This window comes from Paracoccus sp. SMMA_5_TC, assembly GCF_009696685.2.
Taxonomy (GTDB): Bacteria; Pseudomonadota; Alphaproteobacteria; order Rhodobacterales; family Rhodobacteraceae; genus Paracoccus.
Window position 1 is genome coordinate 853,076 of record NZ_CP102355.1, and the last position, 13,479, is coordinate 866,554.

Below are 13,479 nucleotides of genomic sequence, written 5' to 3' on the forward strand. Positions count from 1 at the left end.
TGGCCCTCAGGCCGCGCAAGGTGCCCGCGTATTTCCCCACCCATCCCGACATGGCCGGACCGACAAGGAACCGCGTGCCATGCGTCACCCGATCGCCCTGACCATCGCCGGCTCGGACAGCGGCGGCGGCGCCGGCATCCAGGCCGACCTGAAAAGCTTTTCGGCACTGGGGGTCTATGGCGCCTCGGTCATCACCGCGATCACCGCCCAGAACACCCGCACCGTCGCCGCCGTGGCGGCGGTCAGCCCGGCGATGGTGGCCGCCCAGATCGACGCGGTCCTTGGCGATCTGGAGGTGCGGGCGATCAAGATCGGCATGCTGGGCGGCGAAGAGGTGATCGCAGCCGTCGCCGACCGGCTGCGCGTGCTGTTGCAGGCCAATCCGGTGCCGGTGGTGCTGGACCCGGTGATGGTGGCGAAATCGGGCGATCCGCTGCTGGCCGATCAGGCGGTGGCGACACTGCGCGAAAGGTTGCTGCCGCTGGCCACGCTGCTGACTCCGAACCTGCCCGAGGCGGCGCGGCTGCTGGGCCGGCCCGTGGCCGAAACCCCCGAAGAGATGGCAGCCCAGGGCGAGGCGCTGCGCGACCTGGGCCCGGCCCATGTGCTGATGAAGGGAGGCCACGCCCCGGGCCGGCTGTGCACCGACCTGCTGGTCGGCCCGCAGCCGCTGAGCCTGACCGCCCCGCGCCAGCAGACACGCAACACCCATGGCACCGGATGCAGCCTGTCATCGGCCATAGCGGCGGGGATGGCGCAGGGCCTGGGCGTGGCGCAGGCGGTGGCGCAGGCGCATCGCTGGTTGCAGGGGGCGATCGCGGCGGCCGACGATCTGGCCGTCGGTCTTGGCCACGGGCCGGTGCATCATTTCCACGCGCTCTGGGGGCGGTGATGGCGGATGTCACCATCCTGGGCGCCGGGGTCATGGGGCTGTGCATCGCCAGCGAACTGGTGGCGCGCGGGGTCAGGGCGCAGCTGATCGATCCCGCCGGCGGTCCGGGACCGCAGGCCTGCAGCTGGTGGGCCGGCGGCATGCTGGCGCCGCATTGCGAAAGCGAAAGCGCCGAACCGACGGTCCTGCGCCTGGGCGCCGAGGCGGCGCAATGGTGGGCGCGTCGGGGCGCGCGGCTGACCCAACGCGGCACGCTGGTGCTGGCGCTGTCGCGCGACCGCGCCGAACTGGACCGCTTTGCCCGCCTGACCCAGGGCCACCAGACCGTCAGCGGCGACGAGATCGCGGCCCTGGAGCCCGATCTGGCCGGGCGCATCCCGCGCGGGCTGTTCTATGCCAGCGAATCGCATCTGGACCCGCGCCAGGCGCTGGCGGCGCTGCGCGACGATCTGGCGGCGCGGGGGACGCCCATCCGGACCGGCGCACCGACGCCACAGGGGCTGGTCATCGACGCGCGCGGTCTGGCCGCCCGCGACCGGCTGGCCGACCTGCGCGGCGTGCGCGGCGAGATGATGGTCATTCGCTGCCCGGAACTGCGGCTTGGCCGCACCATCCGCCTGCTGCACCCGCGCATCCCGATCTATCTGGTGCCGCGCGGCGACGGCATCTACATGCTGGGCGCCACCATGCTGGAAAGCGGCACCCGCAGCCATGTCACCGCCCGTTCCGCGGTCGAATTGCTGAGCGCGCTTTACGCCCTGCACCCCGGCTTTGCCGAGGCCGAGATCCTCGAGCTGGGCGCCGATGCCCGCCCCGCATTTCCCGACAACCTGCCCCGCCTGCGCCGGCGGGGACAGACGCTGTTTGCCAATGGCCTCTACCGCCACGGCTATCTTTTGGCCCCCGCCGTGGCGCGCATGACGGCCGAATACCTGATCGATGGCCAGATCCCGGAGTTGATGGATGAAAATCACCCTTAACGGTGCCCCGCACGAATTGTCCGGCCCGACGGTCCAGGACGCCCTGGCCGAAATCGGCCTGGCCGAGGCGCGCGTCGCCACGGCGCTGAACGGCGTCTTTCTGCCCGCCGACCAGCGCGCCCTGACCCCGCTTGGCGATGGCGACGCGCTGGAAGTCGTCGCCCCGATGCAGGGGGGCTGACCATGCCGCAATTTTACGGCACCACCATCGACAGCGCGCTGATGCTGGGCACGGCGCAATACCCGTCGCCGGCAGTCATGGCGCAGGCGTTCCAGGCTTCGGGCGCCGGGATTGCCACGGTCAGCCTGCGGCGCGAAGGCGGCGGCGGCCAGGACTTTTTCCGCCTGATCCAGGGCCTGGGCATCCCGCTGCTGCCCAATACCGCCGGCTGCCATTCCGTGCGCGAGGCGGTGACCACCGCACAGATGGCGCGCGAGCTGTTCGGCACGCCCTGGATCAAGCTCGAGGTGATCCGCGACGATGATACCCTGTGCCCCGATGTGGTGGCGCTGATCGATGCGGCGCGCATCCTGTCGCAGGACGGTTTCCAGGTCTTTCCCTATTGCACCGAGGATCTGTCGGTCTGCGGCCGCCTGCTGGAGGCGGGATGCGAGGTGCTGATGCCCTGGGGCGCGCCCATCGGCTCGGGCCGGGGGCTGAACAACGCCTATGGGCTGCGCAGTCTCAGGGCGCATTTCCCCCAGGTGCCGCTGGTGGTCGATGCCGGCATCGGCCTGCCCAGCCATGCCGCGCAGGCGATGGAACTGGGCTATGACGCCGTTCTGCTGAACACCGCCGTCGCCCGCGCCGGCGATCCGGTGGCAATGGCCCGCGCCATGGCCCTGGCGATCGAGGCCGGCCGGCTTGCCCATGCCGCCCAGCCGATCGAGGCCCGCGACATGGCCGCACCCTCGACCCCGATGCTGGGGATGGCGGTGCTGGCATGAAGCTGCCGCGCTTTTACCCGATCTTCGACAACACCGACTGGCTGCGGCGGGCGCTGCCCTTGGGGGTCGGTCTGGTGCAGATCCGTATCAAGGACCAGCCCGCGCCGCGGCTTTTGGGCGAACTGGCGCTGGCGCAGGAACTGTGCCGGGAACATGGCGCCACGCTGGTCATCAACGACCACTGGCAGGCCGCCATCGACCTGGGCTGCGACTTCGTGCATCTGGGGCAAGAGGATCTGGACGCGGCCGATGTCGCCGCGATCCGCCGCGCCGGTCTGCGGCTGGGGATTTCCACCCATGACCACGCCGAACTAGACCGCGCCATGGCGCTGCGCCCCGATTATGTCGCCCTGGGCCCGGTCTGGCCCACGATCCTTAAGAAGATGAAATGGGAACAGCAGGGGCTGGAGCGCCTGGGCGAATGGCGCCGCATCCTGGGCACGACGCCGCTGATCGCCATCGGCGGGATGACGCCGGAACGCGCGCTGTTGGCCTTTCAAGCGGGGGCCGATGTCGTCTCGGCCGTGACCGACATCACGCTGAATCCCGACCCCGAGGCGCGGCTGCGCGAATGGCTGCAGGTGACGGCATGAGCCGCTATGCCCGGCAGATGGTGCTGCCCCAGGTCGGCGCGGCCGGCCAGGACCGGCTGGCGCGGGCGCGGGTGCTGGTCGTGGGCGCCGGCGGGCTGGGGGTGCCGGTGCTGCAATATCTGGCCGGCGCCGGACTGGGCAGCATCACCGTTATCGACCCCGACCGGGTCGAGGAAACGAACCTGCACCGGCAACCGCTCTATTGCATGCAGGATCTGGGCCAGCCCAAGGCGATGGCCGCGGCGCGGGCGCTGGCGGATCTGAACCCGCAGGTGCGGCTGACCCCGCTGGTGGCGCGGCTGACCCCCGCCAATGCCCCGGAACTGGTCGCCGCCAGCGATCTGGTGCTGGACTGTGCCGACAGCTATGCCGCCAGCTATACCCTGTCGGATGCCTGTCTGGCGGCGGGGCGGCCGCTGATCTCGGCCTCGGCGCTGGGGCTTTCGGGCTATGTCGGCGGCTTTTGCGGCGAACGGGCGCGGGGCGGCGCGCCCAGCCTGCGGGCGCTGTTTCCCGACCCGCCCGACAGCGGCCAGACCTGCGCCAGCGCCGGGGTGATGGGGCCTGTGGTGGGCATGCTGGGCTGTCTGCAGGCGCAGATGGCCATGGCCGCGATCCTGGGCCTGACACCCAACCCGCTGGGCCAGTTCATCCGCCTGGACGCCGGCCGGCTGAGCCAGTTCCGCTTCGACGGCGCCCCGGAGCAGTCCGGGCCGCGCTTCATCGCCCGCGAACAGGTGGCGGCGGCCGATCTGGTCATCGACCTGCGCCCGCAGACCGAGGCGCCGCGAACCGCCGTGCCCCAGGCGCTGCGCCTGCCCGATTATGGCGCCCATGGCCCTCTGCCCGCCCCCGGCCAGCGCGTGGTGCTGGCCTGCCGGTCGGGCCTGCGTGCCTGGCGCGCCGCCCATGCGCTTGCCCGCCGTTTCGACGGCGAAATCACCCTTCTTGCGACAGGAGACGACTGATGAAGCCCTTTGCCCTTGCCGCCGCGCTGGCGGTCCTGGTCCAGCCGGCGCTGGCCGCCGACAAGGTGACGCTGCTGCTGGACTGGTTCGTGAACCCCGATCATGCGCCGATCATCATCGCCCGCGAAAAGGGCTTTTTCGCCGATGCCGGGCTGGAGGTCGATGTGGTCGCCCCCGCCGACCCGGCCGATCCGCCCAAGCTGGTCGCCGCCGGCAAGGCCGATTACGCCATAAGCTATCAGCCGCAACTGCATTTGCAGGTGCACGAGGGCCTGCCGCTGAAACGCGTGGGCACCCTGATCGCCACGCCGCTGAACTGCCTGATGGTCAAGGCCGACGGTCCGGTGCAGCAGATCGCCGATCTCAAGGGCAAGAAGATCGGCTATTCGGTTTCGGGGGTCGAGGATGCGCTGGTCGGCCAGATCCTGAAAACCGCGGGCCTGTCCATGTCCGATGTGCAGATGGTGAACGTGAACTGGTCGCTGTCGCCGGCGCTGATCGCCGGCCAGGTCGATGCCACCATCGGCGCCTATCGCAATTTCGAACTGACGCAGATGCGGCTGGAAGGCGCCGAGGGCAAGTGTTTCTTTGTCGAGGAACAGGGCGTGCCGACCTATGACGAGCTGATCTTTGTCGCCAACCCGACCCGGATGGACCTGGACCGGACCCGGCGGCTGCTGCAGGCTGTCGAACGCGGCGCCCAATACATGGTCAATCACCCCGAAGAAAGCTGGCAGCTGTTTTCCGCCACCGCCCCCGATCTGTCGGACGAGCTGAACGCGCAGGCCTGGAAGGATACCCTGCCGCGGTTCTCGCAAAGCCCGGCGGCGCTGGACCAGGGGCGCTATGCCCGTTTTGAACAGTTCCTGAAGGATGCCCGGCTGATCGAGACGGCACTGCCGGTGTCGGATCTGGCCATGGATGTGGGTGCGCCATGAGCTATGGCGCCGCATTCGCCCAGTGGCGGGCCGCCGCGCCCGACTGGCACGCCTATACCCACCACCGCTTTGTCGAAGGGATGCGCGACGGCAGCCTGCCGCGATCGGCCTTTCTGACCTATCTGGTGCAGGATTACCTGTTCCTGATCCAGTTCGCCCGCGCCTGGGCGCTGGCGGTGGTCAAGGCCGGCGATCTGGACGAGATGCGGGCCTGTTCGGCGACGGTCCACGCGCTACTGGACCATGAAATGGCGCTGCATGTCGAAACCTGCGCCGCCGCCGGCATCGACACCGGGGCAATGCTGGCCACGCCCGAGGCGCTGACCAATATCGCCTATACCCGCTATGTGCTGGATGCGGGAATGTCGGGGGATTTCCTGGACCTGCTGGCGGCGCTGATGCCCTGTGTGCTGGGCTATGGGGAAATCGGCGCCCGTCTGGCGCGCGAGGCAGCGCCCGACACCCCCTATCGGCCCTGGATCGACACCTATGCCGGCGCGGCCTATCAGCAGACCTGCCGCGAGGCCGGGGCGCTGATGGACGCGGCGCTGCGAAAGCGGCTGGGCGATCAGCCGCAGGCCAGCCCGCGTTGGGCGGCGCTGAGCCAGCGCTTTGCCACCGCCACCCGGCTGGAGGTCGGTTTCTGGGACCTGGGCGGGACATGATGGCGCGGGTTCGTGGCCGCGCATGGGTCGGCGATCAGCCGCTGTTCGCGCCCCTTGATCTGCAACTGCGGTCGGGGGAATGGACCTGTCTGCTGGGGCCCTCGGGCGTGGGGAAATCGACGCTGCTGCGGTTGCTGGCGGGCTTGGAAACCGGCGCCCGTTTCGAGGGCGAGGTGATCCGCGACCAGCCGGCGGCGCTGATGGCGCAGGATGCAGGGCTGATCCCCTGGCTGGACGTGACCGGCAATGTGGCCCTGGGCGCACGCCTGCGCGGCGAGGCCAGGGCCCCGGACGCCCTGCGGCGGGCCTTGGCGCTGATTGCGGCGGTGGGTTTGCAGGATCGGGCCCATCACCTGCCGGCCGAATTGTCGGGTGGTCAGCGCCAGCGCGTCGCCCTGGCCCGCACATTGTTCGAGGACCGGCCGCTGGTGCTGCTTGACGAGCCGTTTTCCGCCCTGGACACCCGCACCCGCGCGCAGATGCAGGACCTGGCCGCAGCCCTGCTGCGCGACCGCAGTGTGCTGCTGGTGACGCACGACCCGGCCGAGGCCGCGCGCCTGGGCGACCGCATCCTGCTGTTGCGCGAAAGCGGGCTGACCGAATGGTCGGTGGAGCTGCCGCGGCCGCCGGGCGGCGCCCGTCCCTATGATGCCCCCGAAGTGCTGGCATTGCAGGCCGATCTGATGCGGGGAATGATGGCATGAGGACGGTGATCGCGCTGATCGCAGCGCTGCTGATCCTGTGGCAGGGCGCCATCTGGCTGCTGGGACTGCCCGGATTTCTGCTGCCGGAACCGGCGGCGGTGGCGCGGGCGCTGTGGCAGCACCGCGCCGAAATCGCCGGCCACGCCGGCTTCACCCTGATCGAGGTGCTGTTGGGCTTTGTGCTGGGTTCGGCCCTGGGCGCGGGTCTGGCCGTCGCCATGGGGTTTTCGCCCCGCCTGACCGGGGTGCTGAAGCCGCTGCTGACCTTCAGCCAGACCATCCCGATCTTTGCCCTGGCGCCGATCCTGACGCTGTGGCTGGGCTTTGGCATGGCACCAAAGATCGCGGTCACGGTGCTGATCGTGTTCTTTCCGGTCGCCTCGGCCTTTCTGGACGGTTTGTCGCAGACGCCGCAGGCGGCGCTGGATCTGGCGCGGGTCATGGGGGCCAGCCGCGGCCGCATCATGCGCCATCTGCGCATCCCCGCCGCATTGCCGCATCTGGCCACCGGATTGCGGCTGGCGGCCGTCTATGCGCCCATCGGGGCGGTGATCGGCGAATGGGTGGGCGGTGCCCGCGGCCTGGGGGCGCTGATGATCCACGCCAACGGGCGGATGAAAACCGACCTGGTCTTTGCCGCGCTGCTGGTGCTGTCGGTGATGACGGTGCTGTTTGCCCGGGGGGTCGCCTGGGCGCTGGCGCGGCTGTGGCGCCGCTATGGAGTCTAGCGGCTAGACAAGTCTTGCAGCGCTGGCCAGTTCCTCGGGCGTGTTGATGTTCAGGAAGGGATCGACCGGCCGGCTGTCGAACACGGCGCGGCCGGGATCATAGGCGGCGGCGAACTGGCCGGCCCGATGCAGCCCCGATTCCAGCGCGGCGCACAGGTCCGCGCGCAGCGTCACAGGCCACAGCGCACAGGTAGGATGGTCGCGCAGCCTGCCGCTGGCATCGGGGCTGGCGGCAAGCGCCAGGCCGCTGCGGCCGCGGGCCTCGTAGAGGCGGTGCACCAGGTCGAGCGGCAGGAACGGTGTATCGACACTGACCGAGACCACCTCGGTCGCGCCCTGGCTTGCCGCCCAGTCCATGCCGGCCAGCACGCCCGCCAGAGGGCCCGGAAACCCCCCGAAGCCATCGGCGATCACCGGCAGGTCGTAATCGGCAAAGGCCTCGCCCCCGCCATTGGCATTCAGCGCCAGCCCCGCGCATTGCGGGCGCAGCCGCGACATCACCCGCGCCAGCAGGGTTTCGCCCGCCAGAAGCCGCAGCGCCTTGTTGCCGCCGCCCATCCGCGTCGAACGCCCCCCCGCCAGGATCACCGCCAGCACCGTCGGCCTGCCGCCGCCCATTCCTGCCACCTTGCAGCCCTGTTTTCCATCCCGGATCAGTCTGCCAGAGCCGGGGCGGCGGTGCAAATGCCGGGGCTGGTCAGCCGGTCGTCAGACGCTCGGCGTGCCAGCGGATGTGATCGGCGATAAAGCTTTGCACGAAGAAATAGCTGTGATCATACCCCGGCTGCATGCGCAGCACCCCGGGCTGGCGCCGCGCCACCATGGCCGCCGCCAGGGTTTCCGGGCGCAACAGATCCAGAAACTGATCCTCGGTCCCCTGGTCGATCAGCACCTCGCCGGGAAAGCCGCGCTCGCGCATCAGGATGCTGGCGTCATGCGCCGCCCATTGCCCGCGATCGGCGCCCAGATAGGCGCCCAGCTGCTTGCGCCCCCAGTCGGATTCACTGGGATTGGCGATCGGCGCAAAGGCCGAGACCGAGCGGTAACGCTCGGGCAAGGTCATGGCGATGGTCAGCGCGCCATGGCCACCCATGGAATGGCCGGTGATGCCCTGGGTCCGGCCGTCAAGGGCGAAGCGCTCGAACACCAGCGCCGGCAACTCCTGCGTCACATAGTTCCACATGCGAAAATGCGGCGCCCAGGGCGCTTCGGTGGCATCGACGTAGAAACCCGCGCCCTGCCCCAGATCATAGGCCTCATCATCGGCCACGCCTTCCCCGCGCGGCGAGGTGTCGGGAAAGACCATAGCAAGCCCGTATTGCGCCGCCCATTGCTGCGCACCGGCCTTGATCATCGCGTTTTCATGCGTGCAGGTCAGACCCGAAAGATACCACAGCACCGGCACCGGTCCATCGCTGGCCTGGGGTGGCAGATAAAGACCGAAGGTCATGGCCGTGCCCGTCGCCTGCGAAAGGTGACGATAGACGCCCTGGATGCCACCGAAGCAGCGACTTTCGGACAATGTCTCGACGGTGTGGGTCAAGCGGCCTCTCCTGTCAGATCGTGAAACATGACCAGCGCATCGACATAGCCGTGACGCGGGTGCAGGAACGCGCCCGGCAACCGTCCCACCACCGCAAAGCCGGCGCGCTGCCAGAGATGAACCGCATCGGCATTGGTCGAGACGACGAAATTGAACTGCATGGCGCGAAACCCCTGCTCGCGCGCCCAGGCCTTGGCATGATCGACCAGGGCGCGCGCCACCCCCTGCCCGCGCGCCCGCGGATGGGTGGCAAAGCTGGCATTGGCGACATGGCTGGCGGGGCCGGGTCGGTTGCGGCCGACATGGCTGGTGCCCAGGATTTGCCCGTCGCGTTCGGCGACAAAGGCTGTGAAGGGCGCGGCGAACCAATCCGCCAACGCCTCGTCCCGGGTGATGTCAGTCGGAATGCAGTAGGTTTCCCCAGCCCGATAGACCGGCTCCAGAATCTGCCAGATGGCTTCATGGTCATCGGCCATGGCGGGTCGGATGACCGTCCCGCCCTGACTCATTTCAGCTCGTCCACCGAACGGATGACCTGACCCAGCAGCCCGTAATCCAGCGCCTCTTGCGTGCTCAGCCAGAAATCGCGCTGCGTATCCTGTTCGATACGCTCGACGGTCTGACCGGTCGCCTCGGCAAAGATGCGGTTCAGCCGCTCGCGCATCTGCCGGACCTGTTCGGCCTGGATCATCATGTCGCTGGAAGTGCCGCCGATTCCGCCCGAAGGCTGATGGATGAGGAACCGGGTGTTGGGCAGGCAATAGCGATCCTGCTTTTCCGCCCCGACAAAGATCAGCGCCCCGGCCGAGGCGACCCAGCCCGAACCGATGGTGCGCACGCGCGGGCGGATGAACTTGATCACGTCATGGATCATGTCGCCCGATTCGACATGGCCGCCGGGCGAGCTGATCAGCATGTTGATCGGGTCGTCGCCATCCTCGGCCAAGGCCAGCAGATGCGCCACCGTGCGCTGCGCCAGCTTGTCGTTGATCGGCCCCGCCACGATCACGGTGCGCGACTTGAAGTAAAGCTTGCCGATCTTGTCGCCTTCGGGCAGGCCCAGCCCTTCGTCCTTGGGCGCGTCCTGACGGCGGGGCTCGTCATCGTCATCGTCGTCATCGTCCAGAATGAAGTGCTTTGCCATGATCGGTCCTTTTGATGTTGACGGCAGGCATGGTCGCCCGTCCCCGCCGTCCTTTTAACTAAGCAGGCGTTAGCGATGAGTAAAGAGAGCCCCGGCGATGGCAGCGCGCGCCATGTCAGGCCGAGGGGCGTTCGGGCCGGCTGATCAGCCAGATGGCAATGACGGTGCAGACCAGCGCCTGCAGGGCGATGAACCGGCCGTCAAGGCCCAGCCACAGCGCCCAGCCAATGCCGCCGGCCATGGCAATCACCGCCCAGACCTTGGCGGCACGGCTGACCACTCCATGCTTGCGCCAGGCCCGGATCGGCGGGCCGAATTTCGGATGGCGCAGGATGCGCGCCCCCAGCCGGGGCGACGAGCGGGTAAAGGCCCAGACCGCGACCAGCAGGAAAGGCACTGTGGGCATCACCGGCAGCGCCACGCCGATCAACCCCAGCGTCAGGAACAGCCAGCCCAGGGCAAGCCACAGATATTGCATGTTATTCCGCCAGTTCACGCAGGATTCCATTCAGGACCGGGCGGCCCTGCCGCGTTGCCGCCAGCCGCTCGCCCTGCAAATCAACCAGACCGAGCCCGATCAGATCCTGCAGACGTTGCGGCGCAATGCGGGCGCCATGCGCGCGATAGCGGGTCAGATCCATGCCTTCGACCAGCCGCATGGACATCAGCAGATATTCCAGCGCCCGATCGGCCAGGGGCAGCAGATCGCGCCGGCTGTCGCCCGAACCTCGGCCCTCGACCGCGGCCAGCCATTCGCCGGGGGCGCGCAGCGCCTCGGTCGCCCAGCGGCCGCTGGCCAGCGTCAACCGGCCATGAGCGCCCGGCCCGACCGCCGCCCAGTCGCCCTGGCGCCAGTAGATCAGGTTGTGCCGGCTTTCCGCCCCGGGACGGGCGTGGTTGGAAATTTCATAGGCGGGCAGCCCGGCGGCAGCGCAGATGTCCTGGGTATCCAGATACATGTCGGCCGACAGATCGTCGTCCGGCAGGCCCTTCAACCCGCCGCGGGCATGGCGTGCGCCAAAGGCGGTGCCGGGTTCGATGGTCAGCTGATAGGCCGACAGGTGATCGACCGCCATGTCCAGCGCCTGACGCAATTCCCGCCGCCAATGGGCGCGGTCCTGGTCCTGGCGGGCATAGATCAGATCGAAGCTGACGCGCGCGAAACAGGCGCGGGCAATGTCGAAGGCAGCGCGGGCCTCGGCCACGGTATGCATCCGCCCCAAACGGCGCAGATCCTCGTCGTTCAGCGCCTGAACCCCCATCGACACCCGGTTGACCCCGGCATCCGCATAGCCACGAAAGCGCCCGGTCTCGACACTGGTCGGATTGGCTTCGAGGGTGATTTCCACGTCATTGGCCAGCGGCCAGGCCCTGCGCGCGGCCTCGATCACGCCGGCGACGGTCTCGGGGGCCATCAGGCTGGGGGTCCCGCCGCCGAAAAAGATGCTGTTCAGCACCCGGCCCGGGGTTTCGGCGCCCAGACGGGCAATCTCGGCCCGATAGGCCGCCAGCCAGCGCGCCTGGTCGATGCTGGCCGCGACATGGCTGTTGAAGTCGCAATAGGGACATTTCGCCGCGCAGAACGGCCAATGCACATAAAGCCCGAACCCCGCCGCCCGCCAGTCCTGGGCAAGAGCGGTCGGGCTGGCGGTGGCGGTGGATGGGTCCAATGTCATTCCCTGAATGCGGTCACTTCGATCTCGATCTTCATTTCGGGTCTGACAAGCCCGGCGACAACCATGGTGGCGGCCGGTAACACATCCTTCATCGCCGCGCCCAGAACCGGCACCACCTCGTCCAGCCAGGCGGTATCGGTGATGGTATATTGCACGCGCACGATATCGGCGGGCTGAAAGCCGGCCTCGGCCAGTGTGGCAAAGATCGTGGCCAGTGCGTTGCGGGTCTGGTCGGCGGCGCTTTCGGGCATGGCCATGGCGGCATAGTCATAGCCAGTAGTGCCAGAAACGAAACACCACGGTCCCTTCACCACCGCCCGGCTGTAACCAAAGCTGGTTTCCAGGGGCGAGCCGGTCGAGATTCTACGCAAGGGCCTGCTCCAGCAGCGCGAATGCCCGGGCACGGTGACTGATCGCGTTCTTTTGCGCGGGAGTCATCTCGGCATAGGTGATGTCATGCCCGTCAGGCACAAAGATCGGATCATAACCGTGCCCGCCCTGCCCCCGCGGCGGCCAGACCAGCCGCCCGGGGGCCACGCCCTCGAATACCTCTTCATGCCCGTCGGGCCACATCAGCAGCAGCGTCGCGCGAAACTGCGCGGTGCGCGGCTCGGGCACGCCACGAGCCTCGAGCTCGGACCAGGTGCGGGTCATCGCCTGCAGGAAATCGCGGCCGTTGGGGGTTTCGGCCCAATCGGCGGTATAGACACCGGGGGCGCCGTCCAGACCATCGACGGTGATGCCGCTGTCATCGGCCAGGACCGGCAGGCCGGTGGCCGCGACCGCCGCGCGCGCCTTGATCCGGGCATTGCCGATGAAGCTGTCTTCGGTCTCGGCCGGCTCGGGCAGCCCCAGCTCGCCGGCGCTGGTGACCTCGATGCCATGGGGGGCCATCATGGCGCGGATCTCCTCGAGCTTGCCGGCGTTGTGGGTGGCCACCAGCAGCCGCCTGTCGGTCAGCCGCCTCATGCCAGGGCGGCCTTCTGCGCCGCGACCAGCTGGGCCACGCCCGCCTCGGCCAGATCCAGAAGCTGGTTCATCTGCGGCCGCGAAAAGGTCGCCCCCTCGGCCGACATCTGCACCTCGATCAATTTGCCGCTGCCGGTCAGAATAAAGTTGCCGTCGGTGCCGGCCTCGCTGTCCTCGGCGTAATCCAGATCCAGAACCGCCTGTCCGCCATAGATGCCGCAGGACACCGCCGCCACATGATCCATGATCGGATCAGCGGTGACGAGCCCGGCCTTCAACAGCTTGTTGACCGCCAGACGCAGCGCCACCCAGCCGCCGGTGATCGAGGCGCAACGCGTTCCGCCATCGGCCTGGATCACGTCGCAATCGATGACGATCTGCCGTTCCCCCAGCGCCCGGCGATCCACCCCGGCGCGCAGCGCCCGGCCGATCAGGCGCTGGATTTCCTGAGTGCGGCCCGACTGCTTGCCGGCCGCCGCCTCGCGCCGATTGCGCGAATTGGTGGCGCGCGGCAACATGCCGTATTCCGCCGTCACCCATCCCTGGCCCGAACCCTTCAGAAACGGCGGCGCCTTGTCCTCGATCGTGGCCGAACACAGCACCTTGGTGTCGCCGCAAGAGATCAGGCACGAGCCCTCGGCATGGCGCATGATGCCCGTTTCGATTGAAATCGGACGCATATCACTTAAATTCCGGCCAGAGGGGCGCATCTTTCATTCCTTTCCGGGGTT

Annotated in this window: 19 protein-coding genes; 10 read left to right on the forward strand and 9 right to left on the reverse strand. The window is 68.6% G+C overall.

Annotated elements, in window-relative coordinates; genetic code table 11:
- The first annotated feature begins 79 nt into the window (after positions 1-79).
- From thiD to GB880_RS04310, 10 genes are read left to right on the forward strand one after another with little or no spacing between them, the layout of a single operon-like run.
- Positions 80-892, forward strand: a complete 813-nt coding sequence (thiD, locus tag GB880_RS04265) for a bifunctional hydroxymethylpyrimidine kinase/phosphomethylpyrimidine kinase (RefSeq protein ID WP_154491378.1) — start codon at positions 80-82, stop codon at positions 890-892.
- Positions 892-1,872, forward strand: coding sequence for an FAD-dependent oxidoreductase (locus GB880_RS04270; RefSeq protein WP_154491381.1), 981 nt, complete (start codon positions 892-894; stop codon positions 1,870-1,872). Before thiD ends, GB880_RS04270 begins: the two co-directional genes overlap by 1 nt.
- Positions 1,856-2,053: a sulfur carrier protein ThiS gene (thiS, locus tag GB880_RS04275; protein WP_154491384.1), complete on the forward strand. Its 198-nt coding sequence runs from the start codon at positions 1,856-1,858 to the stop codon at positions 2,051-2,053. Before GB880_RS04270 ends, thiS begins: the two co-directional genes overlap by 17 nt.
- Positions 2,054-2,055: 2 nt before the next feature.
- Positions 2,056-2,820, forward strand: coding sequence for a thiazole synthase (locus tag GB880_RS04280; RefSeq protein ID WP_154491387.1), 765 nt, complete (start codon positions 2,056-2,058; stop codon positions 2,818-2,820).
- On the forward strand, positions 2,817-3,413 hold the full coding sequence (locus tag GB880_RS04285) for a thiamine phosphate synthase (RefSeq protein WP_154491390.1): 597 nt from the start codon (positions 2,817-2,819) through the stop codon (positions 3,411-3,413). Before GB880_RS04280 ends, GB880_RS04285 begins: the two co-directional genes overlap by 4 nt.
- Positions 3,410-4,381: a HesA/MoeB/ThiF family protein gene (locus GB880_RS04290; protein ID WP_195840752.1), complete on the forward strand. Its 972-nt coding sequence runs from the start codon at positions 3,410-3,412 to the stop codon at positions 4,379-4,381. The genes GB880_RS04285 and GB880_RS04290 overlap by 4 nt, the downstream gene beginning before the upstream one ends.
- Positions 4,381-5,319, forward strand: coding sequence for an ABC transporter substrate-binding protein (locus GB880_RS04295; RefSeq protein WP_154491396.1), 939 nt, complete (start codon positions 4,381-4,383; stop codon positions 5,317-5,319). Before GB880_RS04290 ends, GB880_RS04295 begins: the two co-directional genes overlap by 1 nt.
- A complete protein-coding gene (gene tenA / locus GB880_RS04300; RefSeq protein WP_154491399.1) occupies positions 5,316-5,984 on the forward strand; it encodes a thiaminase II in 669 nt (222 codons plus the stop codon). Before GB880_RS04295 ends, tenA begins: the two co-directional genes overlap by 4 nt.
- Entirely contained in the window at positions 5,981-6,688 is a 708-nt protein-coding gene (locus GB880_RS04305) for an ABC transporter ATP-binding protein (RefSeq protein WP_154491402.1), read from the forward strand. Before tenA ends, GB880_RS04305 begins: the two co-directional genes overlap by 4 nt.
- Positions 6,685-7,416, forward strand: coding sequence for an ABC transporter permease (locus GB880_RS04310; RefSeq protein WP_154491405.1), 732 nt, complete (start codon positions 6,685-6,687; stop codon positions 7,414-7,416). Before GB880_RS04305 ends, GB880_RS04310 begins: the two co-directional genes overlap by 4 nt.
- A gap of 3 nt (positions 7,417-7,419) precedes the next feature.
- Here GB880_RS04310 and mobA read toward each other — a convergent pair whose 3' ends face one another.
- The 9 genes from mobA to rph form a co-directional block, all read right to left on the reverse strand.
- Positions 7,420-8,034: a molybdenum cofactor guanylyltransferase MobA gene (gene mobA, locus GB880_RS04315; protein WP_154491408.1), complete on the reverse strand. Its 615-nt coding sequence runs from the start codon at positions 8,032-8,034 to the stop codon at positions 7,420-7,422.
- Between the two features lie 79 nt (positions 8,035-8,113).
- Positions 8,114-8,959, reverse strand: a complete 846-nt coding sequence (gene fghA, locus GB880_RS04320; protein ID WP_154491411.1) for an S-formylglutathione hydrolase — start codon at positions 8,957-8,959, stop codon at positions 8,114-8,116.
- The gene (locus GB880_RS04325; protein WP_154491414.1) at positions 8,956-9,468 is read right to left on the reverse strand and encodes a GNAT family N-acetyltransferase; all 513 of its coding nucleotides are present in this window, start codon (positions 9,466-9,468) and stop codon (positions 8,956-8,958) included. The genes fghA and GB880_RS04325 overlap by 4 nt, the downstream gene beginning before the upstream one ends.
- Positions 9,465-10,103 (reverse strand): ATP-dependent Clp protease proteolytic subunit, encoded by a 639-nt coding sequence (locus tag GB880_RS04330; RefSeq protein WP_154491417.1) that lies wholly within the window; start codon positions 10,101-10,103, stop codon positions 9,465-9,467. The genes GB880_RS04325 and GB880_RS04330 overlap by 4 nt, the downstream gene beginning before the upstream one ends.
- 115 nt (positions 10,104-10,218) lie before the next feature.
- Positions 10,219-10,599 (reverse strand): YbaN family protein, encoded by a 381-nt coding sequence (locus tag GB880_RS04335; RefSeq protein WP_263467314.1) that lies wholly within the window; start codon positions 10,597-10,599, stop codon positions 10,219-10,221.
- Positions 10,583-11,779, reverse strand: coding sequence for a radical SAM family heme chaperone HemW (gene hemW, locus GB880_RS04340; protein WP_154491420.1), 1,197 nt, complete (start codon positions 11,777-11,779; stop codon positions 10,583-10,585). Before hemW ends, GB880_RS04335 begins: the two co-directional genes overlap by 17 nt.
- Positions 11,776-12,150, reverse strand: a complete 375-nt coding sequence (locus GB880_RS04345; protein ID WP_154491423.1) for a RidA family protein — start codon at positions 12,148-12,150, stop codon at positions 11,776-11,778. Before GB880_RS04345 ends, hemW begins: the two co-directional genes overlap by 4 nt.
- A complete protein-coding gene (gene rdgB, locus GB880_RS04350; protein WP_154491426.1) occupies positions 12,143-12,748 on the reverse strand; it encodes an RdgB/HAM1 family non-canonical purine NTP pyrophosphatase in 606 nt (201 codons plus the stop codon). The genes GB880_RS04345 and rdgB overlap by 8 nt, the downstream gene beginning before the upstream one ends.
- A complete protein-coding gene (gene rph / locus GB880_RS04355) occupies positions 12,745-13,458 on the reverse strand; it encodes a ribonuclease PH (RefSeq protein WP_154491429.1) in 714 nt (237 codons plus the stop codon). Before rph ends, rdgB begins: the two co-directional genes overlap by 4 nt.
- Positions 13,459-13,479: the final 21 nt, after the last annotated feature.